The 21946-nt window shown below is 69.1% G+C and carries 22 protein-coding genes; 9 read left to right on the top strand and 13 right to left on the bottom strand.

The features are described 5' to 3' along the window. Window positions 1-182 precede the first annotated feature (182 nt). Complete coding sequence (locus F4554_RS23315; RefSeq protein ID WP_179789534.1) at window positions 183-1349, top strand: hypothetical protein; 1167 nt, start codon at window positions 183-185, stop codon at window positions 1347-1349. A gap of 56 nt (window positions 1350-1405) precedes the next feature. On the opposite strand, the gene F4554_RS23320 is transcribed toward F4554_RS23315, so the two are convergent. From F4554_RS23320 to F4554_RS23335, 5 genes are all read right to left on the bottom strand, one after another. Beyond that, a complete protein-coding gene (locus F4554_RS23320) occupies window positions 1406-2164 on the bottom strand; it encodes a hypothetical protein (protein WP_179789535.1) in 759 nt (252 codons plus the stop codon). A 279-nt stretch (window positions 2165-2443) separates the two neighbouring features. Next, window positions 2444-3811 carry a dicarboxylate/amino acid:cation symporter gene (locus F4554_RS23325; RefSeq protein WP_179789536.1) on the bottom strand — a complete coding sequence of 456 codons (1368 nt, stop codon included), beginning with the start codon at window positions 3809-3811 and terminating at the stop codon, window positions 2444-2446. Window positions 3812-3871: 60 nt separating this feature from the next. Further along, window positions 3872-3958, bottom strand: coding sequence for a putative leader peptide (locus F4554_RS34115; protein ID WP_420360760.1), 87 nt, complete (start codon window positions 3956-3958; stop codon window positions 3872-3874). Window positions 3959-4044: 86 nt separating this feature from the next. Continuing rightward, window positions 4045-5193, bottom strand: coding sequence for an alpha/beta hydrolase family protein (locus tag F4554_RS23330; RefSeq protein WP_179789537.1), 1149 nt, complete (start codon window positions 5191-5193; stop codon window positions 4045-4047). A gap of 27 nt (window positions 5194-5220) precedes the next feature. Then, the gene (locus F4554_RS23335; RefSeq protein ID WP_179789538.1) at window positions 5221-7212 is read right to left on the bottom strand and encodes an ABC transporter substrate-binding protein; all 1992 of its coding nucleotides are present in this window, start codon (window positions 7210-7212) and stop codon (window positions 5221-5223) included. Window positions 7213-7456: 244 nt separating this feature from the next. Between F4554_RS23335 and F4554_RS23340 the strand changes: the two genes are divergently transcribed. Beyond that, window positions 7457-7792, top strand: a complete 336-nt coding sequence (locus F4554_RS23340) for a hypothetical protein (protein WP_179789539.1) — start codon at window positions 7457-7459, stop codon at window positions 7790-7792. 33 nt (window positions 7793-7825) lie between these two features. Then, the gene (locus tag F4554_RS23345; RefSeq protein WP_179789540.1) at window positions 7826-8761 is read left to right on the top strand and encodes a MerR family transcriptional regulator; all 936 of its coding nucleotides are present in this window, start codon (window positions 7826-7828) and stop codon (window positions 8759-8761) included. Window positions 8762-8790: 29 nt separating this feature from the next. Here F4554_RS23345 and F4554_RS23350 read toward each other — a convergent pair whose 3' ends face one another. From F4554_RS23350 to F4554_RS23375, 6 genes are all read right to left on the bottom strand, one after another. Next, complete coding sequence (locus F4554_RS23350; RefSeq protein WP_179789541.1) at window positions 8791-9765, bottom strand: phosphotransferase family protein; 975 nt, start codon at window positions 9763-9765, stop codon at window positions 8791-8793. Then, entirely contained in the window at window positions 9765-10340 is a 576-nt protein-coding gene (locus tag F4554_RS32540) for a GNAT family N-acetyltransferase (RefSeq protein WP_179789542.1), read from the bottom strand. Before F4554_RS32540 ends, F4554_RS23350 begins: the two co-directional genes overlap by 1 nt. Then, window positions 10337-11200: a methyltransferase domain-containing protein gene (locus F4554_RS23360; protein WP_179789543.1), complete on the bottom strand. Its 864-nt coding sequence runs from the start codon at window positions 11198-11200 to the stop codon at window positions 10337-10339. Before F4554_RS23360 ends, F4554_RS32540 begins: the two co-directional genes overlap by 4 nt. Window positions 11201-11209: 9 nt before the next feature. Beyond that, the gene (locus tag F4554_RS23365) at window positions 11210-12106 is read right to left on the bottom strand and encodes an rRNA adenine N-6-methyltransferase family protein (protein WP_179789544.1); all 897 of its coding nucleotides are present in this window, start codon (window positions 12104-12106) and stop codon (window positions 11210-11212) included. A gap of 228 nt (window positions 12107-12334) precedes the next feature. Then, window positions 12335-12721 carry a GntR family transcriptional regulator gene (locus tag F4554_RS23370; RefSeq protein ID WP_179789545.1) on the bottom strand — a complete coding sequence of 129 codons (387 nt, stop codon included), beginning with the start codon at window positions 12719-12721 and terminating at the stop codon, window positions 12335-12337. Continuing rightward, window positions 12718-13668 carry a hypothetical protein gene (locus F4554_RS23375; RefSeq protein WP_179789546.1) on the bottom strand — a complete coding sequence of 317 codons (951 nt, stop codon included), beginning with the start codon at window positions 13666-13668 and terminating at the stop codon, window positions 12718-12720. Before F4554_RS23375 ends, F4554_RS23370 begins: the two co-directional genes overlap by 4 nt. A 158-nt stretch (window positions 13669-13826) precedes the next feature. Between F4554_RS23375 and F4554_RS23380 the strand changes: the two genes are divergently transcribed. Then, window positions 13827-14336, top strand: coding sequence for a DinB family protein (locus F4554_RS23380; protein WP_179789547.1), 510 nt, complete (start codon window positions 13827-13829; stop codon window positions 14334-14336). A gap of 32 nt (window positions 14337-14368) precedes the next feature. Here F4554_RS23380 and F4554_RS23385 read toward each other — a convergent pair whose 3' ends face one another. Continuing rightward, window positions 14369-14938 (bottom strand): P-loop nucleotide/nucleoside kinase family protein, encoded by a 570-nt coding sequence (locus F4554_RS23385; RefSeq protein ID WP_179789548.1) that lies wholly within the window; start codon window positions 14936-14938, stop codon window positions 14369-14371. 121 nt (window positions 14939-15059) lie between these two features. Here F4554_RS23385 and F4554_RS33770 point away from each other — a divergent pair, with 121 nt between their 5' ends. The 3 genes from F4554_RS33770 to F4554_RS23400 all read left to right on the top strand — a co-directional run bounded on the left by F4554_RS33770 (window position 15060) and on the right by F4554_RS23400 (window position 18765). Further along, window positions 15060-15761 (top strand): FadR/GntR family transcriptional regulator, encoded by a 702-nt coding sequence (locus tag F4554_RS33770; RefSeq protein ID WP_337796173.1) that lies wholly within the window; start codon window positions 15060-15062, stop codon window positions 15759-15761. 71 nt (window positions 15762-15832) lie between these two features. Beyond that, entirely contained in the window at window positions 15833-17305 is a 1473-nt protein-coding gene (locus F4554_RS23395; RefSeq protein ID WP_179789549.1) for an alpha-L-fucosidase, read from the top strand. Between the two features lie 101 nt (window positions 17306-17406). After that, window positions 17407-18765, top strand: a complete 1359-nt coding sequence (locus tag F4554_RS23400; RefSeq protein WP_179789550.1) for a sulfatase family protein — start codon at window positions 17407-17409, stop codon at window positions 18763-18765. 30 nt (window positions 18766-18795) lie between these two features. On the opposite strand, the gene F4554_RS23405 is transcribed toward F4554_RS23400, so the two are convergent. Further along, window positions 18796-20223: a lactate racemase domain-containing protein gene (locus F4554_RS23405; protein WP_179789551.1), complete on the bottom strand. Its 1428-nt coding sequence runs from the start codon at window positions 20221-20223 to the stop codon at window positions 18796-18798. Between the two features lie 73 nt (window positions 20224-20296). Between F4554_RS23405 and F4554_RS23410 the strand changes: the two genes are divergently transcribed. Next, window positions 20297-21202: an NAD(P)-dependent oxidoreductase gene (locus F4554_RS23410; RefSeq protein ID WP_179789552.1), complete on the top strand. Its 906-nt coding sequence runs from the start codon at window positions 20297-20299 to the stop codon at window positions 21200-21202. 19 nt (window positions 21203-21221) lie between these two features. Then, the gene (locus F4554_RS23415) at window positions 21222-21830 is read left to right on the top strand and encodes a GNAT family N-acetyltransferase (RefSeq protein ID WP_179789553.1); all 609 of its coding nucleotides are present in this window, start codon (window positions 21222-21224) and stop codon (window positions 21828-21830) included. Window positions 21831-21946: the final 116 nt, after the last annotated feature.

Below are 21946 nucleotides of genomic sequence, written 5' to 3' on the forward strand. Positions count from 1 at the left end.
CGACAACCTCGGCGGCATGTTACAGCCGGTTCGTCAGATGTCCGAGGGTCAGTCACGCCGCCGCTCCCGGTCGGCCGGTCGTACTCGACGGCGCAGATCACCTTTTGGTCGCGTCGGCAACCTTCGGGTCCACACCGGCATCCCCCAAAGAGACGGATGCGCTTTCGGTGGAGGTGATCCCCGTGTGGAAGACAAGGCCACGGGCACGATGGATCGGCGCGGTGACCGCCGGCGTGCTCATGGCGACGACGTTCCTCACCGGCGCGGCTACGGCGGCGCCGGCACAGACCGGCAGCGGCGGTTGGGAGGTGTCGCCGGTTCGCGCGTTGCGCGGGCAGGCCGACCTGACCGGCGTGGTCGCGTTCGGCCCCTCAGACGCCTGGGCCGTCGGTTACACCGGCGGCAATTCGACTGTCAGCACGCTCACCCTGCACTGGGACGGCACGCGCTGGTTACGCATTCCCAGCCCGAACCGCAGTGCCCGGGAGAACTGGCTGTTCGGCGTCGCCGGCACGTCCCCGAACGACGTGTGGGCCACCGGCTACGACATCGGACCGGACGGCAAGCACCGGACGCTGGTCCTGCACTGGGACGGCGCCCGGTGGCGGGTCGTCGCGAGCCCGACGGTCGAGGGCGAGGACGCGACGCTGAACAAGGTGGTCGCGTTGTCACCCACGAACGCCTGGGCGGTCGGGAGCACGATCGCCTGGCCGTTCACGGGCCGGACACTGGTCCAGCACTGGGACGGGCGCGCCTGGTCGACCGTGGCCAGTCCCAACCCCGGCACGTCCGGGCTCGGCAGCTTCCTGCTCGACATCGCCGCGACCTCCGCGGACGACCTGTGGGCGGTCGGTGACTACGACACCGGCGACGGGACGATGCGTACGCTGACCGAGCGCTGGGACGGCACCAGGTGGACTGTGGTCGAAAGCCCAGCCTCCGGTGAGGGTTCCCTGCTGTCCGGCGTGGCGACCGGCGCGCGGGGGCAGGTCTGGTCCGTCGGCTGGCGGCAGGACGGCGTCGAGCAGGCGCCGCTCGTACTGCGCTGGAACGGCGACGCCTGGTCGCCCGTGGACGTGTCGGGCCTTCCCGCGGAGACCTCTCTGGGGGACATCCGCGTGGTCGGGCCGAACGACGTCTGGGCCGTGGGCAGCCAGGCCGGACAGACGTTGGCCGCCCGCTGGACCGCCGGTACGTGGACGGTCTCGCCGAGTGCCGGCCCGGGCTCGGTCGCCAACGCCTTCGCCGACGTGGCAACGATCCCAGGAACGAACTGCCTGTGGGCAGTCGGGCAGTACACCAACGGCGACGTCGGCCGACCTCTCGTCGAACACCACTGCGACCAGTAGGCGCCTACTCCGCTCATGTGACCGCGCTGACGCGACCAAGTGTCATGTCAGCGCGGTCACTGCATGACGCTCTCCGCGGAGTCAGGGGAAGGTGCGTGCGACGGTTGGAGCACGCCTCCCGCGTCACCGTCGTCGTCACCGCCCTCGTCGATTCTTTCGCGCCAGCGCCAGGTGATCTCATTTCTCCGTGCATGACGTGGCCGACCTAGGTGGAGCGTGGCATCTCCCGAGGGAAAGTCGATGGCGTATGCACAAACCAACTGGACCACCGAAAGCTCTGCGGCTGGAGCGTCCGGGAGTTCACCCAGCACGTCCGCCGCCATCCGCAGATCTACGACGTCCCGAGGCAATGGCGGCTGATCAGGATCGGACTGACTAGCGACGTTGCTCTTCGTTCGGCTCTTCTGCGACCACATGATGTGGTCCACGTCTTGTCCTCCGAAGGACTGAAGGAGTATCTGCCAGGAACCTCGACGCCACCCCGGTGACCCGTTGAGATCGTCACGCTCGACCAGATCCGAACGCAGGACCGGAATCCCCTGGAAGTCACATCGCGGCATGCCCTTAGCAAGGATCTGGCATCGCTCGAAGTGAGACTGGTCGGCACGAACTTCGAACTTCCTGCAGCGGAAGACTCGATCCAGTCTGTTCGAGAACACCTTGTACGCGGTGTATCCGAGCCACCCCTGATCGTGCCCCGTATCGGGATCGAACGATCTCAGAGTGGACCTTCGCGCACTCCCCCATGCCCACCGCAATGCGCGTATGACACCGCTGTCATCCAGTTCACGGACAGCATCCTCTTGCTCGCGCATTCATCGACCATAGGTGGAGAAGATCACCTCGTACACCCGTGAATGATTCTCCCGCCCGAGCACGGGCCTCGCCTCTTGTGAGGCTGGCCGGCAAGAGTGAAAACTTGCGGGAGCAATAAACGCCCGTGCTGGACCAGTTCCGTCTCGCGCGTGTGGAGCCTAGCTTCCGCCTCCGCAGCGAAAAGGTCGCTACGACAAAGAAACGGCGACGCCCCTGGCCTCCGGAGAGGACAGGGGCGTCGCCGAGTGAGACTGCGATGTACGCAGCAGGTTTCGCGATTATGCCGTCGCGACCACGCGCTCTCGCTCCGGCTCCGGTTCCGTCGGCTCGTTGATCAGGTCGACGCGCTCGGAGTTGTAGATCGCCTCGTCCAGGATGCCTTCCCGCTTGGCCACCAGCGTCGGCACCAGCGCCTGCCCGGCGACGTTGGTCGCGGTCCGCATCATGTCCAGGATCGGGTCGATGGCGATGAGCAGGCCGACGCCCTCCAGCGGCAGGCCCAGCGTCGACAGGGTGAGCGTCAGCATCACGATCGCGCCGGTGAGCCCAGCGGTGGCGGCGGAGCCGAACACCGACACGAACGCGATGAGGAGGTACTCCTTGATGCCCAGCGGCACGCCGAAGATCTGCGCCACCGTGATGGCGGCGAGCGCGGGGTAGATCGCCGCGCAACCGTCCATCTTGGTGGTCGCGCCGAACGGCACCGCGAACGACGCGTACGACTCGGGCACACCGAGGTTGCGGATGGCGACCTGCCGGGTCAGTGGCATCGTTCCCACAGAGGACCGGGACACGAAGGCCAACTGGATCGCGGGCCACGCACCGGAGAAGAACTTCATCGGCGAAAGCCCGTGCGCCCGGGCGAGGATCGAGTAGACGCCGAACAGCACCAGCGCGCAACCGACGTACACGTCGACGGTGAAGACGGCCAGCGGGGCGAGGAGGTTCCAGCCGTACGTCGCGATCGCCTTGCCGATCAGGCCCAGCGTGCCGAGCGGTGCGAGGCGGATGATCCACCACAGCACCTTCTGCACGATCTCCAGCGCCGAACGGTTGAACGCCAGGAAGGGCTCGGCCTTGTCGCCCACCTTCAGCGCGGCGATGCCGATGGCGGCGGCGACGACGACCAACTGCAGGACATTGAAGTCCAGCGACGTGGTGGGTCCGGTGTCACCGGTCTGCGTACTCGCGGTCAGTCCGAGGAAGTTGGCCGGGACCAGACCGCTCAGGAAGTCCAGCCAGGTGCCGCTTCCACCCTTGTAGGACGCGCCTTCCGGGGTCAGCCCGCTGTTCGCCCCGGGGTTGGTGATCAGGCCGATCGCCATCCCGATGACCACCGCGATGAGGGAGGTGATCATGAACCAGAGCAGGGTCTGCCCGGCCAGCCGGGCGGCGTTGCGGACCTCGCGGAGATTGGCGATGCTCGCGACGATCGCGGTGAAGATCAGCGGTACGACGGTGATCTTCAGCAACTGGACGAAGATCGTGCCGATCTGGGTCAGGGTCTCCGCGAGCCAGTTGACCTGGAACCCGCGGGCGATGCCGCCGAGGACCAGGCCGAGCGCCAGGCCGAGCAGGACCTGCGCCCAGAAGGGTACGGAGATGCGCCGTCTGGGCGCGGTGGTTTCGGTGGCCGAGTCGACCATGGTGCGGAGCCTCCGGAAGTAAAGGCGGAAAGAGATGGCAGGTACGCGGATGCGTGAGTACTACAGCGCTGGGTAGCGTCGACACGCACAGCTGGCCTGCCGTCGCAGATCGACATGCAGGCGCCGCCAGAAGTACCGTCCGGTCATCGGCCGGTGCAACACCGGTGACTCGCCGCCCTATTCCGGATCCGTCGACTGAATGTCCGACTCCGGCCAGTCGCCACTTCCTCACGTCATGACTCGGGCAGGTCGAGTACCCCGGCGAGCATGCGGTACGCCTGTCGCCGAGCGGCGGGTGGGAACGTGTGCGGACCGTCGAAGACCCAGGGCACGAACGACCCGTCGGCTCCGTACGCCGCGTACACCTCGCGCACCTGGTCCAGCCAGCGCGCCTCCCCCACGTCGGGAAAGATCGCGTCCCTCCTGCCGGCCACGACCATCAGCGGTCTGGGCGCCACCAGCGCCAGCCAGTGGTGGAAGTCCAGCGGCGTCTGCTCGACAGCCGGGGCGTAGAGGCCGAGGCGCGGGATCAGCGCGGTCTGGCGCCACCACCGGTGCCGCGACGGGTCCCGCCGCAGCAGGTTCAGTCCGCAGCTGGCGACGCCGGCCGCGATCCGCGGCTCGGCCAGCATGGCGAACAACGTCCCGTACGCGCCGTGGGAGTGGCCGATGCATCCGACCCTGCGCGCGTCGGCCTGCGGCAGCACCTGCAGCAGGTCGACCGCCCGGGACACGTCGAAGGCCATCTTCGCCATCACCGAGCCGTCGGGGTGGGCGGCGAAGAACTCCTCGGCCGACCGGTAATGCGCGTTGGTGTGGCCGGCCTGGCGCTCCCCGAACGCGATGGCGTCCGGCGCCAGGACGACGAACCCACGGGCGGCGAGTTCGGCGGCGTACTGCACGTGGCTGGTGTTGCCGGTCGTCTCCAGGCCGACCACCTCGGCCTTGCCGGACGCCGTGGTCTGGTGCAGGGCGACGACGGCGGGACGAGGCTCGGTGCCGGCGTGGCCGGTGGGGTCGCGGGGCGTCAGCAGCCAGGCGTAGCCCCACTCGTCGTCGGTCAGCGGGTAGCGCAGCCGGCGCATCGCGTACGAGTGACCCGGCGCCGGCGGCGTGACCACGAACTCGTCCCCGAGGTACTCCCACGACATGGTTGCGGGCGGCACGTCGTTCACCGAGCCGAGGACCTCGGCGGACACGGCCTGCCAACCGGCGCGCGCCTGCTCCCAGCGCTCGAGCCGCTTCCCGGGTGGGCAGTCGGCAAACAGCGGCAGCGGTTCGGCCGAGCCGGACTGCTCGCTGACCACCGGTTCCCAGGACTGGCGCGACTTCCAGGCCGCGAAGTCCCATCCCCCGTCCGGCCAGTACCACAAGTACGACATCAGCGCGTTGCCCTCGTCAGTCGTTCGTCAGTGGTCCTCGGGGTTCTTGTACGCCATCTGCTCCATCGCGCTGGTCGCCATGAACTGCAGCCGGTAGCTCAGCACCGCGTCGCTCAGCACGTTCACCAGGTCCGCGCTGACCACGACCGGGGCGAACGGCGCGGTGACCGTACCGATCATCCAGACGTTCTCGTCGTGCGCCTTGAGAATCTGCCGGCCGATGGTGAGCCGTTTCTGCTCGTCGACCTCGCTGGCCATCTGGTCGTAGAGCTGTTGCAGCCTTCGGAACTGCGGCGGCGGCTCCACCCCGCTCTTGCCGCCGGTCTCGTACCACTCGCCGTACGCCGGCGCCCAGTAGGAGGATCTCGACGTCGGCACGTACCAAACCGGGTCCACGTCCCACAGCAGCCCGGCCACCGTGTAGCCGGGGATGTCGAGCAGGTTGCCGGTGGCGCGTTCGGACCACAGCGGTCCGGCGACGCTCTGGAAGTTGGTCCGCACCCCGACCTTCTGCCAGTTCGCCTTGACGATCTCGTACGCGTCCGAGGCGTCGGCTGTTCCGCCGTACTCGAAGGTGAACGTGGTGATGGAAAGCTCCAGCGGCTTGCCGTCGGGCCGCAGCCGGAAGCCCTTCCCGTCCCGCTTGTCCACCCCCGCCTTGTCGAGATAGGCGTTGGCCTTGGCGACGTCGTACGCGGTGAACCGGTTGCCGGATCCCTTGATGTAGTAGTCGTCCTGCGGCACCGCGCACGGCTGGCGCGTTCCGCCCGCACCCGCGTAGAGGATCTTGCTCATCTCGTCGCGGTTGAGCGCATGGGACAGTCCGGCACGGAAGTCGATGTTCTGCATCAACCCGCGAAGCACCGGGTCCTTGTCGCTCTGGTTCATGTACATCGCGATCCACGGCGCGTCGCTTGCCCACCGCAGCAGCCGGAAGCCGTTCTTCTTCGCGGAGTCGGCGAGCACCGGCAGGTCACGGACGTTGAGCGTCTCGAACTGGATGTCCAGGTCGCCGCCGATCGCCTGCAGCGCAATGGTTTCCGGACTCAGCTTGGCCTGGGTGATGGTGTCGACGTACGGGAGCTGGCGTCCCTTGGAGTCGACCTTCCAGTAGTACGGGTTGCGTTCGGCGACGAAGCGAGGGTCGCTGGCGGTGAGCTGGTGGGTGAGCTTCCACGGACCCATCGCCGGCCGGTCGGGGTTGTCACCCGGCGAAGCCTTCGCCACGAACAGGTCCGTCCACGTCTTCAACCCGGCCGCCTTCACCTTCTTGTCAAGCTCGGCTTTCGGTGCGTGGTCGACGTGGAACTGGCTGAGATAGTGCTTCGGCGTCAGCAGGCTGCCCTGGAACGCGCCCCGGAACGCCATCTGGCGAAGGAGAAGTCCGTGCGGTCCGTCGAAGGCGAACTTCACGGTGTGGTCGTCGATCTTGGAGATCGTGCCGGGCTTGCCGTTGATGGTGAGCCACGTCGGGAAGACGGGCGTGAGCTCGGTGTTGGACAGGACCGACTCGTAGAAGAAGACGAGGTCGTCGGCGGTGAAGGGATGGCCGTCGGACCACTTCGCGCCCTCCCGAAGGTGGAACGTGTAGACCTTTCCGCCCTCGGTGATGTCCCACGACTCGGCCAGGCCCGGCACGACGTCCGTCGTGCCGGGAGCCCACTCGACCAGACCTTCTCGCGCGACGATGAGGAAGTGCGCGCCGGACTGCACCGTGGTCGCCATCCGGATGGTGCCGCCGTAGTTGCCGAGTTGTTGCAGCGGCTTGACGACCGCCGGCTTCTTCGGCAGCCGCTGCGCGAGCGGAGGCAGCTTGCCCTGCTTGACCTGGGCGGCCAGCGACGGTGCCTCCTTGACGTCACTGCCTGAACCCGCGCTCTTCTGGCCGCTTCGCTTCTTGTCCGACGGGTCGGTCGACAGCAGGTCGCAGCCGGACAGCAGCCAGCTTCCCAGGAGGGTGCCTCCGCCCCACTTCAACAGGCTCCTGCGTTCGGGTCCGCCCGCGCGTGCCGTTGTCATGTCCGCTCGACTCCTTCGCCCCGTCGTGAGGGAAGTGTCGACCGGTGTGGGATATCGGTCAAGACCATAAGTAGTGACGTGGCCCGACTCGGACACGCCTCGCCCTTCGTCCCGACCTCGAGCCCGGCGCCGCGAGTCAGCGCCGCGAGTCAGCGCCGGCGGTCCTTCGCAGGATAGGGTCGGACCTTCGTGGCCGGAGGTCCCCGGCCGCGCCCTGTCCTCGTCGCGCGGCGGAGGCCCACCGATGACCGAAAGTCACGAGCGCGCGGACCGACGCCGCCTCACCAGGCGGATCGACCGGTTGACGGCGGAGATCTCCCGACGGCTCGAGCTCGCGGGAGTGACGTACCAGATCGTCGTACGCCCCGCGCCGGCGCTTCCTGGCCGGACGGACGTCCTGGTCGAGCTGGCCACCGGCAACGGTGTCGCCGTCATGTGTGCGGTGCGGGACGAGACGACCCTGGTCCTCGTCGACTCCGGGGACGAGTACGACATCCCCTGGCGTGCCGTGCCGGCGTACGTCCGGGATCTGCTGCTCTTCCACCGCCCGCCCCGGCGGAAGCGGCGGCGACGCGCTTGACCCTCCCGTAAGGGGAGGCGCGAGGGTCGGGTCATGAACGACGGCAGGCTCTACACGATCGGTGAACTGGCGCGGCTGACCGGACTCACGGTCAAGACCATCCGCTTCTACTCCGACCGCGGGATCGTGCCGCCGACCGACCGTAGCCCGACCGGCTACCGCCGATACGACGCCGACGCCCTGGCGCGCCTGGAACTCGTCCGGACGCTGCGCGCCCTCGGACTCGATCTGCCCACGATCCGCAGGGTCGTGGACCACGAGGTCTCGCTTCAGGAGATCGCGGCGGCGCACGCCGACGCACTCGCCGTGCAGATCCGGTTGCTACGCCTGCGGCAGGCGGTGCTGACAGCGGTGGCCAGGCGCGGTAGCACACCGGAGGAGACGAATCTCATGCACAGGTTGGCCAAACTCACCGAAGTCGAACGCCGACGGTTGGTCGAGGAGTTTCTCGACTCCATCTTCGGCGGCGTGGGGACCGGACAGGAGTTCGGGGCGATCACGCGCACGATGACGCCGTGCCTGCCCGACGACCCCGAGCCCTCGCAGGTCGAGGCGTGGGTGGAGTTGGCGGAGCTGACGAGCGACCCGACGTTTCGGGCCGGCCTGCGCCGACTGGCCGAGCAGCACGCGGTCGAGCGCTCCCTGCACGGGGACGGCGGTGTACGACGCGACTTCGCCGCGATGGTCCCGGACCTGGTGGCGCCTGCTGTGCGTACTGGAATCGATCCCACCTCGCCTCAGGCGGGGCCGGTCGTCGCGGAGGTGGTCGACCGGTACGCACGCGCTTCCAGCCCTGACGGGGCCGACGTCCGCGACCGGCTGCTGAGATGGCTGGAGGCTGCCAACGATCCACGACGGGATCGGTACCTCCAGCTGCTTGCGTCCATCAACGGATGGCACGCCCCGGACAGTCTCGCGCCGGTGTTCGACTGGCTCGACCGAGCTCTGCGCGCCAGGGCTTCGGCATAGCCTCCTGCGGCGAGAGACTTTGGTCGGCGTCAACCTGCCGTTGGCACTCGTCCGGACTCGAGCATGCCGACGAGGCAGTCCCGGATCCAGCGGAAGAACCATCCGTCGAAGGCTCGCTCGCCGTCACGTTCGTACCAGGTCGACAGCCGGTGAGCGGCACTGAGCACACCCGCCAAGTAGATCCGGCGGGTATGGTCGTCCGGGAGCGCGCGCACCTCGGCGTACCCCTCTTCTACGAATCCAAGGAGCTTCCCGGCCGGCGGAACCTCCTCGGCGTTCAGACAGAGCGTTGCGAAGTCGAACGTGTAGTCGGTCCCCCGGATCTCACCGAAGTCGATCAGCCCCGTGTATGACCCGTCGTTCTCGAAGATGTGACTGGCGTCGAAGTCGCCGTGCGCCACCGAACCGACCCCTGCGGTGGGTCCGGTCTCGACAGCCTCCTGCAACAGCCGTTCGATGGCACGAACCTGGTCGGTGGAGAACCCGATCCCAGCAAGTGCACCGGCGACAGCCGACGGGTCGACATACTCGGCGTACGTGCGATGCTCCGCGCGCAGCGGCCAGCCGGCCCGGTCGTGCTCGCGGCGAACCCAGCCGAAACCATGCACCGGAACGCCGTGGATTCGCGCCAGGTCGCGTCCGGCCGAACGGCCGATCTCCGCCACCGCCCGGGTGGGAGTGGAGGCACTCATCGGCGCGCCGTGCACCTCCGTGGTCACCATGATCGAGCGTGCCAACGTGTGGTCGAATGGTTCGTAGTGCACCACCGCGGGCACTCGCACGCCTGCCGCGTGGAGCGCGCGATGCAGTTCGGCCTCCGGCGCAAGGCTGGCTTGCTCCTCCTCCGCGACCCGCACATAGAAGGTCTCGGTACCCCGGTCGACCCGGTAGACCTGGGTAGACGATCCCGTCGGTGTCCGTCGGCAGGTGAACTCCTGCTGCGGCCCGAAGATCTCGACCAGCAAGGCGTTCAACCCGCGAAGGTCCACGTCTGGCTTACGCATCAGACCTCGTCCCGGAGCCGAAGCGGCGAACGACTGAGGGCATCACGGGCCTGATTCCCCTTCTCCGACAGGAACGTGGCGAGTGCCGACTGCCCGGTCGGCCAGGCATGCTCCCCGTCACCGACCACCACCTGGGCCCCGGGAATCGGCGCCCAGCCGGAAGCGCCGGCGTAGAAGCCGACGTTCTCGGGCGAGCAACAGATGAGCCCGAGGTCGGCGTCGCCGGCCTCGATCCGTCCGCACGCGGCCGTCACGAGCCGGCCCGCCCAGCCTTCACGCCGAAACGACGGGAACGTGAGTACGCCCGTCAGGGCCTGTGCCTGGTAGGTCACTCCATCGCACTCGACCTCGTGGTCGACGATCTCCAGATGACTGACCACCAGACTGCCCGCGACGTAGAGCAGGTGGTACGGCTGGTACTCGGAGCGGGTGATCCAGTCGCGGTAGCGAAGATCGCCGGTGAAGCCCTCTGGCCACACGATCCGCAGGAAGGACAGCACCTGCCACCGGAGTTCGGCCGGCAGCGCGTCGTCGGTGTACTCGACGAACCGGGGCTCCTGCGGGCCGGTGCTCACGCGGTCCGTTCCAGGTGCCACACGATCAGCGCCGGAGTGTCCCGGCACGCCGCGCGTACCGCTTCCGGGCAGTAGCGCTGTGCGTCCGAACCACCGTGACCGCCGGGAACGTCTCCCCACCGGGGTTCGTGACAGGCGCGGACCGTGAACCCGGAGGCGATCGCGGCGCTGAGGTAGTCCGACGGCAGGAAGCGGCTGGCGGGCATCGCGAGTCTCCCCTCCGGACCGTCGACCGACGAGACGCCGCCGAGGTACAGCGACAGCCAGTGGATGTCGGACAGGATCAGCTGCCCACCCGGCCGCAGCACGCGCGCGAACTCCGCCAAGGTCGGATCCAGCCGCGGTTGGTAGGTCAGCGCCAAGGCGCAGACAAGGGAGTCGAAACTCTCGTCAGGAAAGGGCAACCTGTCGATCTCGCCTGCCCGGAAATCCCCGCCTGGAACCTTGATCCCCGCACGATCGAGCATCTCCGGCGACGAGTCGACACCGACCACCTCGTGTCCGAGTTCGGCAAGATACTGCGCATGCCGGCCGGTCCCGCAGGCGGCGTCCAGCACCCGCCCGAGCTTCAGCGCGTCCAGCAAAGGACGCACCACCGGTTCCTCGGCCGCGATCAGCGGGTTACCGGCGTCGTCGTAGGAATGGACCCACTGGGCGTAGCCCTCGCGAGTGCCGATGTCGCCGACCGTCCCACCGGGTCGCGCGGCCAGGTCGGGATCGGCGAGCAGAGCGCGGACCTCGTCCAGGCGAGCCTGCACGAACTCGCGGCTCGGGCCCAGATCGTCACCAGCCTGACTGCGCAGAAGGGCGATCCCCTCCAGGCCCAACAGCCAGGCGAGTACATGTGAGTAGTGCGGCACGCGCACACCTTAGGTGGAACGCCGTGGACCGTCGATCAGTTTTGCTGCCGATGGCCCGGCGGAGCGCTGGCAACGGCGGTGGAGTTCGGCCATGAGGTGTGAGAGGTCATGGGAGGAGACCTGCTGGAGTCGTCGTTGCTGAAGCTGTCGTACCACCGGCGAGCTGCGCAACTTGGCAACCAGCCCGTGCCGAGCCGACCGGGTTCCGAGCACCGGACTTCGGAACTCCAGGTACCACAACAGATCCTTCATTCTCATCCCGGCGCGACGGGTGAAAGCGTCGTCCATCACCGCGTCGATCGAGGTCGTACAACGCCTCGGCACCAGGTGCAGAATGCAGGCCGGGCTGCGCGCCGGCGGGTGGAAGTCCTTCGCGGACAGCGAATCGACCATGCCAACCGTGAACCCGGCCTGGACTTTGAGGCTGAGCCTCCCGTAACGCGCCGAGCCGGGTTCGGCCACAGCGCTGTCACCGAACGCGTGGCCCATCACCAGAGTCGCCGACGTGAGAGCCGGTAGCCGGCGTAGCCACTCCAGCAGATGCTCCGTTGCCCGGAACGGCGGATTGGCCACCACCTTGGTGACCGTGGGCAGGTCGACGTCGAGGAAGTCGTTCCAGAGCAGTCGTACGTCGTGGGAACGGGTCAGGGGTTCGAGGTACGGCTCGAACCTTCGGTCCAGCTCGACGGCGTAGATCCGCGCGACCGCGCGGCGAAGGAGCCCGCGGGTGATCACCCCCGTGCCGGCGCCGAGGTCGGCCACCACGTCGCGAGCGGTCGGTGCGGCCGTGTCCACCAACGTGCGAACGGCAGTCGCGTTCCTGAGCAGATGCTGGTCCAGCAGTGCGGTGTCCAGCGGCGGATCTTCGGGGAAGAGGGCAGGGTCGAGCCGTTCATGCGGTCGCATCGGTGGCTCCGGGGCAGCGAGAGGTGACGCCGAGATCGGCGAGGTGAGTTGGTTCTCGCGAAGGCATCCACCGACGCCCGGCGGCGTCGTCGCGCGACGCGGCCGGGTGGACGCGGAACGGCTACACGACCAGCGGCCGCGACCACCGTGAGTGGATACCTACAGGCTCATGGCTCGGGATGCTAGACGCGACCTTGATCCCGACGCGACTGGTTTCTACCCGTGTTTCTACCCGTGTGATCGGCGAAGCGCCGACTCGATCGCCCTGCGGAGCTCGGCATCGCTCGCCCCGAGGTGGCGGGCCTGCGCAACCGCGGCCGACGCCACCTCGCCCAGCCGGGCCCGCCGGTCCGCGCCCGACAGCTCTGCCCGGCGGGCGGTGACCGTGGTACCCGCCGCGCGGCGTGAGCGAACCAGGCCTGCCTTCTCCAGTTCGCGGTACGTCCGGGCGACGGTGCCGGTGGCCAGAGCGAGGTCCGCGGCGAGCTGGCGGACCGGCGGCAGCCGGGTTCCGTCCGCGAGCGTGCCGGCCTCGATCAGGTTGGCCAGCTGGCGGCGTAGCTGCTCGTACGGCGGAGTGGGATCGTTCCCATCGACGCGCAGTTCGACGGTCATCCCCGCGCCTGCTCCCGTCCGCCAGTGCCAGGCGAGGCAGGCAGGGAACCGCGATCTGGCTCAGCACCGGCACCCGCGCCCGGAAGCAGGAGCACGACCAGGCACCACACGAGACACACCAACGCGACCAGGCCCGCCAGGACCATGCACCAGCCCGTGGCCTGCAGGACAACCGGCCCGTGGTTCTGCCCTAGACCTGCCAGCCGGCCACCCGCAGGCAGTGCTGCGCCCGCGAGACTTCCGGTGAACGCGACGCCGAGCGCGGCGAGTACGGACTCGACCGAACGCCTGCGGACCACGTCGTCGACGGCGACGATCTCCGGCACCGCCCCGTTGCGCGGGCGTCGTACCGTCACCCGGATGGCGACACCGGCGAGCACGAGCAGCAAGGCGACGGCCATCGGAACCGAGTAGTACGAGCCCGGCCAGGGACTCAACGTCCCGTGGTCGCAGCCCGCGGTGCACGAGTACGTCAGGGCACGGCCTGCTCGCCCGAGATCGTCCGGTCCCGCGACGGCTCCGGCCCAGGCGAGGAACAGCGCCAGCACCGCACCCGCCGCGACGGCGACCCGTACCAGCCCCCGGGCGGAGAAGTCGCGCACCCTCCGGACCTCCAGGCCTGCCGTACCCGGCGTCCGGGCGTCGTCGCGAGCAAGGAGATCAACGGCCAGCACCCCGACGACCTGGACCGCGGCGAACACGGCGGGGGCGACCGCGAACCCGCGGCCCAGTCCTCCCGTCGAGGCGGTCACCACCGCGGCGATCGCACCCACCACCATCGCCAGTCCGCGGCCGAGCAACGTGGAGCGGCGAAGCCGTGCGAGCCCCGGGTGAGCGGCCTCGTCGACGGCGACCAGCGCGCGGCGGCGCGGAACTGCCCGCCATGCCACGGCCAGGCAGGCCACCAACGCCAGCAGCGGAAGGGCGAACGCGAAACCACCGGACACGGCAGCGCTCCTTGTGTCAGCAATTTGATACAAGCGGAGCATAGACCCGACGGTGGCACTTGTGTCAATCAGTTGATACAAGTGGTGGGCTCAGCGTCCGAGGGCCCGCGCGAGAAACCGGTTCGCGTCGGCGCGGCGGCAGCGGGCAGGATCGGCGCATGACGACTACACGCGACGACGTACCCTCCGCCCTCGACGAGCGCTCAACACTGCTGACCATGCTCGACTACACCCGCAAGACCGCCATCGCGAAAGCCGAAGGCCTCTCAGATGCCGACGCCGCGAAGGCCCCACTGCCCACCTCGCCGCTGATGACGGTCTCCGGGGTGATCAGCCACCTGCGCTGGGTGGAGTACTCCTGGATCCAGTGCCGGTTGCTCGGCCACGAGGACGAGGGACCCTGGACCGAGGAGGACCCCGACCGGGAGTTCCACTACCGGCTCACCATGCCGCTGGCCGAGGTGATCGCCGACTACCAGCAGATGGCCCGCGAACACGACGCTCAGATCGCCGGCTGGGATCTGGACATGAAGGGCGCCCAGCGGTTCCGCGACGGCCGGGAGTTCAACCTGCGTTGGATCCTGCACCACCTGGTCGAGGAGAACGCCCGCCACAACGGGCACATCGACATCATCCGCGAGCTCATCGACGGCACGACCGGCGACTGAACAACGGTTCACGAACGGCTGCCCTGGGGCGTTCAGCCACCGACGAACGCGACGACCTCCTCCAGGGCCGGGTCGTAGCCGTCGGTGGTGTCGACGGTGATCGTCGGTACCGGCAGGGACAGTCGTACGAACGAGTCGTAGTGCTTCGTCGCCTCCTCCAGCGTCTGCGGCCCCTGGGCGTCGGCGTGGGCGCGCCGGGTCGGGGTGTCGGCGAAGCGGCGAAGGTTCCTGGCGTGGGCGACCCCCACATCGGCCGTGCACTGCACGATGCGGAGGTCCGCGAGCCCCTGCAGAGGTTCCAGGCCGCGCTTCCAGTTCCAGTCCTGGAAGGCCGCCTCCGCGACCACGGTGACGCCGGCCTTCAGCAGGAGTTCGAGAACCTCGAAGAAGACCGGGAACGTCCGCTGGGTCAGTGGATCTCCAGGTGTGGCCCCGTCGAACTCGGGGTGGGCGTGCACCATGCCCTCCTTGATCTCGTCCCGGCAGATCGCCGGGCAGCCGACCGAGCGCGCGACCGCGTGCGCGAGGGTCGTCTTGCCGAAACCGGCGGGGCCGCTGATCACGATCAGGGTGGGTGTGCCCGCGTACTCAAGCTCGTCCATGGCCCCTGAGTCTGGTGCAGCCGATGCGCAAAGATAAGTCTTGTATTGCCCCCCTCGCACGTGCGAGAAATAAGGGGTGGGGACAGTCCGCGTCCGCGGGCCCAGGCGAAAGGACGATCCGGTGGCAGCTCCGGTGACGGAGGCGGCGATCGAGAAGGTTCGCCAACTCATCATCGGCGGCGAACTCGGACCGGGCTCCCGCCTTCCCCCCGAGGCCACGCTGGCCGAACGGCTGGGCGTCTCCCGCAGCAGTGCGCGCGAAGCGGTGCGCGCGCTGGTCACCGCCCGGGTTCTCGACGTACGCCGCGGTGACGGCACCTACGTCACGAGCCTGCGACCGCAACTTCTCCTTGACGGCATCGGATTCGCGGTCGAGATGATGCGGGACGACTCCGCGCTGGAACTCATCGAGGTCCGGCGCGTGCTGGAGCCGGCGGTCACCGCGCTGGCCGCGGACCGGGCGAGCGCCGGCCACCTGCAGGAGATCGGCGCCAGCCTGGGCCGGATGCGCCAGGCCGACGGGCACGAGGAGTTCGTACGTTTCGACGCGGAGTTCCACGACCTGGTGGGCGAGGCGTCGGGCAACGAGACGCTGGCGTCGATGGTGCGGGGAGTGTCCAGCCGGTCACTGCGCGCGCGGGTGTGGCGCGACATTCTCGAGGCCGATGCGTCCGAGCGCACCATGGCAGAACACGAACGGATCTACGCCGCGCTCCAGGCCCGTGACAGTGCGTCCGCGCAGGCCGCGGCTCTGCTGCACGTGCGCTCGACCGAGATCTGGCTGCGTCAGGTGCTGGACGCCAACCGCGCGCAGACCTCTTGACACCCTCCTCGGCGACGTTACGGTACGAAACATCCGATCTTTCCGGCCGTAGGCAGGAGCGCCGTTCCGCGATGTCCACCGACACCTCCGCCGCGCCCTTCGCGGCCACCTTCGAATCGCTCCGTCAGTTCGAGTGCCCGGACTGGTTCCGCGACGCCAAGCTCGGCATCTGGTCGCACTGGGGCGCCCAGTCGGTCCCGATGTACGGCGACTGGTACGCGCGGAACATGTACATCGAGGGCCACGACCAGTACCGCCACCACCTGCGGATGTACGGCCACCCGTCCAAGGTCGGTTACAAGGACATCGTGGAGCGGTGGAAGGCGGAGAACTTCGACCCCGAAGGCCTGATGGACCTCTATGTCGCGGCGGGTGCGAAGTACTTCGTCGGCCAGGCCACCCACCACGACAACTTCTTCAACTACGACTCGCGGATCCACCGGTGGAACTCGGTCCGGATGGGCCCGAAGAAGGACATCACCCGGCTGTGGAAGGACGCCGCGGACGCACGCGGACTGCCGTTCGGCCTCACCGAGCACCACGGCGCCGCCTTCTCCTGGTCCAACGTGAACAAGGGCGCGGACAAGTTGGGCCCGTACGCCGGAATCCCGTACGACGGCAACGACGAGGCGTACGAGGAGTTCTACCTGCCCAACCGCGAGCACTACGACCCCGACAGCGGCGGCAAGCTGGACATCGCCAACTGGTACACCGGCAACAAGCGCTGGCACCAGCACTGGCTGGAGGTGGTGAAGGAGATCATCGACCTCTACCAGCCGGAGCTGCTGTACTCCGACGGTCCCGTGCCGTTCGGCGAGAACAACGGCTACGACATCGGCCTGCAGGCAATCTCCTACCTCTACAACGCCAGCGCCGCCCGCAACGGCGGGGTGAACCAGGCGGTCTACAACCAGAAGGACCGCCGTCAGGAGATCTACTCCGTCGGCGTCATGGACATCGAGCGCAGCCAGGAACCCGACATCAAACCCGAGCCCTGGCAGACCGACACCTCGGTGGGCGACTGGTTCTACAACGTCCGCGACGACTACAAGACCGCCGGCCACGTGGTCGAGCTGCTGGTCGACATCGTCTCGAAGAACGGCAACCTGCTGCTGAACATCCCGCAGCGGCCCGACGGCACGCTCGATGACGAGTGCACCCACATCCTCACGTCCATGGGGCGGTGGATCGACGTGTGCGGCGAGGGCATCTACGGCACCCGGCCGTTCCGGGTGTCGGGTGAGGGCGGCAGCGCGGTCCGGATCGAGGGCTTCCGCGAGGACGCGGTGGAGTGGACGAGCACCGACCTCCGCTTCACCCGCAGGGGCGACACGCTCTACGCGTTCCAGCTGCGGTGGCCGGAGGACGGCCGTACGGTGATCCACAGCCTGCGTCCGGAGGATCGGGCCCGCTCGGTGCGGCTGCTCGGCGGCGGGCAGGTGCCGTTCGAGCGGGCCGGCGGCGTGCTCGTCGCCCAGCTGCCCAAACGCCGGCCGGTGGACGAGGTGAACTGCCTCGCCATCGAGTTCGACCACCTGGCGTAGCTCGACCACCTGGCGTAGGGGCGTCGACCGGCGCAGAGGACACAGGGCAGACTGGGGCGTCGAAGCCCACTCGGAGCGCATTCCGGCGAAGGAGAACTTCGATGCCACAGGACGAACCCACCCCGGCCAACGTCGTCGTGATGCACTGTCACGACCTCGGACGGTTTCTCGGCTGCTACGGCAACGAGACCGTCGCCACCCCGCATCTGGACGCGCTGGCCGCCGACGGCGTGCGCTTCGACCGGGCGTTCACCACGGCACCGCAGTGCAGCCCGTCGCGGGCGTCGCTGTTCACCGGCCGCTACCCACACGTCAACGGCGTGCTCGGGCTGACCCACCAGGACTTCGCCTGGGACCTGCACCCCGGCGAACGCCACCTGGGTGGCCTGCTGCGCGACCAGGGCTATCGCAGCGTGCTGCTCGGTGTGCAGCACGAGTCCCGGGCACGCGCCGACGAGGACCTCGCCGACCGGCTCGGCTTCGACCACGTGGACACCACCTCGACCAGGGCGGAGCCGGTGTCGCAGGCTGCGGTCGACCAGCTGGGGCAGCTCGTCGAGGGTGACCGGCCGTTCTACCTGCAGGTCGGGTTCCTCGAGCCGCACCGGATGGCCGGTGACCGCGACGAGCCCGGGGTGATGGGCTTCCTGGGCAACCACGTGGTGCCGGACGACAGCCTGGGCGTGGCGATTCCGCCGTACCTGCTGGACACCCCGTCGGCGCGCACCGAGCTCGCCGAGCTGCAGGGAGCGGTCCGGCACATGGACGCCGCCGCCGGTCGGGTGCTGGCCGAGCTGGACCGGCTGGGTGCGGCCGACAACACGATCATGATCTTCACCACCGACCACGGTCTCGCGCTCCCCCGGGCCAAGTGCTCGTTGTACGACCCGGGGCTGGAGGTCGCGCTGATCATCCGTTACCCCGACGGCGGCTGGACCGGCGGGCAGGTGCGCGACGCGATGGTGTCCCACGTGGACCTGCTCCCCACGCTGCTGGCGGCCACCGGTGGCACGGCCGGCGACGACGTGCACGGGCGCAGTTTCCTTCCCCTGCTCGACGGCGAGGAGCACACCCGCCGGGAGGAGATCTTCGGGGAGATGACCTACCACGACTACTACGACCCGCGCCGGTGCGTACGGACCGAACGCCACAAGCTGATCGCCAACTTCACCTCCGCGCCGGCGTTCATGGATCCCAGCCAGGGTTGGATGCGGCGGTGCCGGCCGAAGGTGCAGACCGAGGGCCTGGCGTCCTACCACCCGTCGCTCGAGCTGTACGACCTGGCGGCGGATCCGGCCGAGCTCACCAACCTGGTGGACGATCCGGAGCAGGCCGGCATCGTGGCGGAGCTGTCCGCGAAGCTGGCGGAGTGGATGGTGCAGACCAAGGACCCGCTGGTCGACGGCGCGGTGACCTCCCCGCTGCACACGAAGACGATGAACGCCCTCCTGCGGGCGTGATCCGCCACCTTCCACCCCCGCTGCGGGCGGTCACCCGGCCAGCCGCTCGCTGCGCAGGTGGTAAGCGGGCTTGGACAAACTCGGCACGACGAGAATGCGTGGGTCGGCTCCGACATGCCGGCGCGCCTCGGCCAGCGCCTCCTCGACGGTGGGCACTGGAATCGCTCCCATACCCCGGGCGTGGCCGGGGCTGACCGCACCCGCGACGTAGACGGCTCGGGCGTACTCACGGGCCAGCCCGCCCATGTAGGCCATGGAGAACGCGTGGAACGGGTGGTAGCCGTACGCGGTGCGGTAGCGGTCGAGGTAGCCCGCGTCGGTGCACAGCTCGTCCTCGTACTTCGCCAGGTCGGCGGGACGGTGGACGGTCTGCAACAGCTCGTAGGTTCGTTCGTACGAAGGGAACTCGGTGTCGTTGAACCACCCGTCACACACCGAGGCGGCGATCACCACCGGGTGCGGTGTCAAGGCCGCCTTGGCACGCGCGATCGACGCGCCGATCGCCTGCATCATCAGGACCGGGTTGGAGCCCATGCCGTTGCCGTAGTGGAAGCTGCGCGGCATCCCGAGGACGAGTACGTCGGCGGGCTCACCGGGCAGGGTCAGCTCGGTCCGGCGGGTGGCGGGCGGCCAGGACGCCTCCTCCACGGCGGGGATGCTGCCCGCGAGCACCGCGACCTGTTCGGACCGGGCGTTCAGCACGGCGTCGACGGTGAAGAACGGCCGCGGCAACGCCTCCTCGATCCGCTTCCCGATCGCGGCGAGCTGGTGCCGGAAGTGGCTGTGCGGCGAGATCGGCACGAAGTCGTCGCGGTTCAGGCTGCCCGGCGTGTGGTGGCAGCGGATGGACCGCCAGGTGGTCAGCCCGGTGGCGGGCATCTTGTAGCCGCCGGAGAACCCGCCGTACGGGTTGCCCGCCGCGTGGCTGATCAGCACGGTCAGGTCGGACTCGACGACGTGGCGGTTGACCTCGACCACGTCCCCGAGCGCGGAGGCTTCGAGGGCGACGATGCCGTCGGGGTCCTCCGCGTCGTGGTTGACGATCTGGCCGGGTTCGAAGAGGTCGAGCACGTCCTGGCCGAGGTAGGCCGCGAACTCCTCCCGGGTGTTCATGCGGTGCAGCCCCGTCGCGCACACCAGGGTGATGTCCTGTCGGCGTACACCGGCGCGTTCGAGCTCCTCGACCACCACCGGGATCGCGACCTTGCGGTGGGCGGTGACGTGGGCGCCGCCCTTCACCCGGTCGGGGAAGGCGATGGTCACCCGTGAGCCGGGCCTGACCAGGCTGGCCAGGGGCTCGGTGCCCAGCGGGTTTCGGACCGCCTCACGGGTCGCGCCGATCGGGTCCGCCAGGCCGGCCGGCTCGTGGGCCGCGCTACCGGACTGGACCACCGTGGCGTGGTCGGGCAGGTCGACGTCGAGGTGACCGTCGCCGTACTCCAGGCGTACGCGTTGCACCTGATCCTCCTCACCGGGACTTCGTGCACCATAGTGGCCCGGTCTGCGGGCGTACCACGAGGAGGGCGACAGCATGGTCGAGGAGACACACAGCACGGGCGGCGTCGGCACCGTCGGGATCGTCGGCACCGGCACCATGGGCGCGGCCATGGCGGACGTCCTCCGCCCGCACCACCGGCTGGTCGTGTGGGACGTCGACGAGGCGAGCGTCCGGCGGCAGGAGGCGGCCGGCTCGGTGGTCGCCGCGGACGTCGCCGAGCTCACCGCCGAGGCGGACGTCGTACTTCTGTCCCTGCCCGGCCCCGACGTCGTACGCAAGGTGGTGGCAGGTGAGCGCGGCGTCCTCGCGGCGGCCGGCGCCCCGGGGGTGATCGCCGACCTGAGCACCGTGGACCCCGGGACAGCCAGGGCGATGGCGACGGCGGCCGCCGAGATCGGCGTGGGCTACCTGGACGCGCCGGTGCTGGGCCGCCCGCACCGGTGCGGCGCGTGGACCCTTCCCGTCGGTGGCACCGAGGACGATCTGGCGTTCGCCCGACCGGTGCTGGAGAAGGTGGCGGCCCGGGTGATCCGGGTCGGCGACGTCGGCGCCGCCAGCATCCTCAAGCTGCTCAACAACCTGATGTTCGGCGCCATCAACGCGATCACCGCCGAGACGATGGCAACGGCCGAACGCCTGGGGCTGGACCCGCAGACGTACTACTCCACGCTCGCCGACTCCGGTGCCGCGTCTGTGAGCAACCTGTTCCGGGAGATCGCGCCCAAGATCGCCAACCGGGACTGGTCCCCCGCGTTCACCGTCGACCTGCTCGCCAAGGACAACCGGCTCGGGCTCGCCGTGATCGAGGAGGCCGGCATCACCGCGCCGGTCGCGCGGGCCGTGGTCGGCCTCAACGAGGAGGGCCGCTCGGCCGGACTCGGGGCGCTCGACACCAGTGCTCTCGTTCAGCTCTTCGAGGGGGTTGAGCGAGAGGGCTGACGGGGAGGCTCCTACAGCCATGAGCCCCGACACCGAACCCGAGCCCGACACCGAACCCGATTCCGATTCCGAACCCGAGCCCGCCCCGCTGCCGACGATGCGCCCGGCGACCGAGGCGGACCTGCCCGCCGTGTTCGCGTTGCTGACCGAGGCCGCCGAGCGGCTCGCCGAGCACGGCGTCGAGCAGTGGCCCACGAGGTTCGAACGCGACGGCGGCTGGCGGGCCCGGCGAATCGAGGAGTACGTCGCCGACGGCTACCTCTACCTCGGCTCCGACGACCGGGGGTACGTCGCGACCATCACACTCAGCCCGCACGCCGACCCGGACTTCGCCCACGCCTGGCCCGGCGGGCCCGAGGACGCGCTCTACATCTTCCGGTTCGCGATCGCGGGCCGGGTCGCCGGTCACCACGTGGGCGAACACCTGCTCGCCTGGGCCGCCGACCGCGCGGCGCGAGCCGGGAAGTCCTGGCTGCGCGTCGACGTACACCGCCGCAACGAGGAACTCCATCGCTACTACGAGCGGATGGGCTTCACCCGCGTCGGCACCGTCGTCACACCCCCGCGCAGGTCCGGCGCGTTGTACCAGCGACCGTCCGCGCGGCTCGGATCCAGCTCCGACCGCTGACGTACGTCGGCGCCCGGGCACCTGCGCCCGGCTCGACCGAAGTTGTCCACAGGCGTTCCCCCCGGACTCCCCGAAAGCTGCCACACTCGATCGATCCCAAGATCAGTCGGAACCGG

This window comes from Actinopolymorpha rutila, assembly GCF_013407855.1.
In the GTDB taxonomy this organism is placed as follows: domain Bacteria; phylum Actinomycetota; class Actinomycetes; order Propionibacteriales; family Actinopolymorphaceae; genus Actinopolymorpha; species Actinopolymorpha rutila.

What these genes read in the sequence shown, in the direction of transcription:
- F4554_RS23320 (WP_179789535.1), bottom strand. Translation starts at nt 2,164, where the DNA reads ATGCGCGAGCAAGAGGATGCTGTCCGTGAACTGGATGACAGCGGTGTC.
- F4554_RS23325 (WP_179789536.1), bottom strand. Translation starts at nt 3,811, where the DNA reads ATGGTCGACTCGGCCACCGAAACCACCGCGCCCAGACGGCGCATCTCC.
- F4554_RS34115 (WP_420360760.1), bottom strand. Translation starts at nt 3,958, where the DNA reads ATGACCGGACGGTACTTCTGGCGGCGCCTGCATGTCGATCTGCGACGG.
- F4554_RS23330 (WP_179789537.1), bottom strand. Translation starts at nt 5,193, where the DNA reads ATGTCGTACTTGTGGTACTGGCCGGACGGGGGATGGGACTTCGCGGCC.
- F4554_RS23335 (WP_179789538.1), bottom strand. Translation starts at nt 7,212, where the DNA reads ATGACAACGGCACGCGCGGGCGGACCCGAACGCAGGAGCCTGTTGAAG.
- F4554_RS23340 (WP_179789539.1), top strand. Translation starts at nt 7,457, where the DNA reads ATGACCGAAAGTCACGAGCGCGCGGACCGACGCCGCCTCACCAGGCGG.
- F4554_RS23345 (WP_179789540.1), top strand. Translation starts at nt 7,826, where the DNA reads ATGAACGACGGCAGGCTCTACACGATCGGTGAACTGGCGCGGCTGACC.
- F4554_RS23350 (WP_179789541.1), bottom strand. Translation starts at nt 9,765, where the DNA reads ATGCGTAAGCCAGACGTGGACCTTCGCGGGTTGAACGCCTTGCTGGTC.
- F4554_RS23365 (WP_179789544.1), bottom strand. Translation starts at nt 12,106, where the DNA reads ATGCGACCGCATGAACGGCTCGACCCTGCCCTCTTCCCCGAAGATCCG.
- F4554_RS23370 (WP_179789545.1), bottom strand. Translation starts at nt 12,721, where the DNA reads ATGACCGTCGAACTGCGCGTCGATGGGAACGATCCCACTCCGCCGTAC.
- F4554_RS23380 (WP_179789547.1), top strand. Translation starts at nt 13,827, where the DNA reads ATGACGACTACACGCGACGACGTACCCTCCGCCCTCGACGAGCGCTCA.
- F4554_RS23385 (WP_179789548.1), bottom strand. Translation starts at nt 14,938, where the DNA reads ATGGACGAGCTTGAGTACGCGGGCACACCCACCCTGATCGTGATCAGC.
- F4554_RS23395 (WP_179789549.1), top strand. Translation starts at nt 15,833, where the DNA reads ATGTCCACCGACACCTCCGCCGCGCCCTTCGCGGCCACCTTCGAATCG.
- F4554_RS23400 (WP_179789550.1), top strand. Translation starts at nt 17,407, where the DNA reads ATGCCACAGGACGAACCCACCCCGGCCAACGTCGTCGTGATGCACTGT.
- F4554_RS23410 (WP_179789552.1), top strand. Translation starts at nt 20,297, where the DNA reads ATGGTCGAGGAGACACACAGCACGGGCGGCGTCGGCACCGTCGGGATC.
- F4554_RS23415 (WP_179789553.1), top strand. Translation starts at nt 21,222, where the DNA reads ATGAGCCCCGACACCGAACCCGAGCCCGACACCGAACCCGATTCCGAT.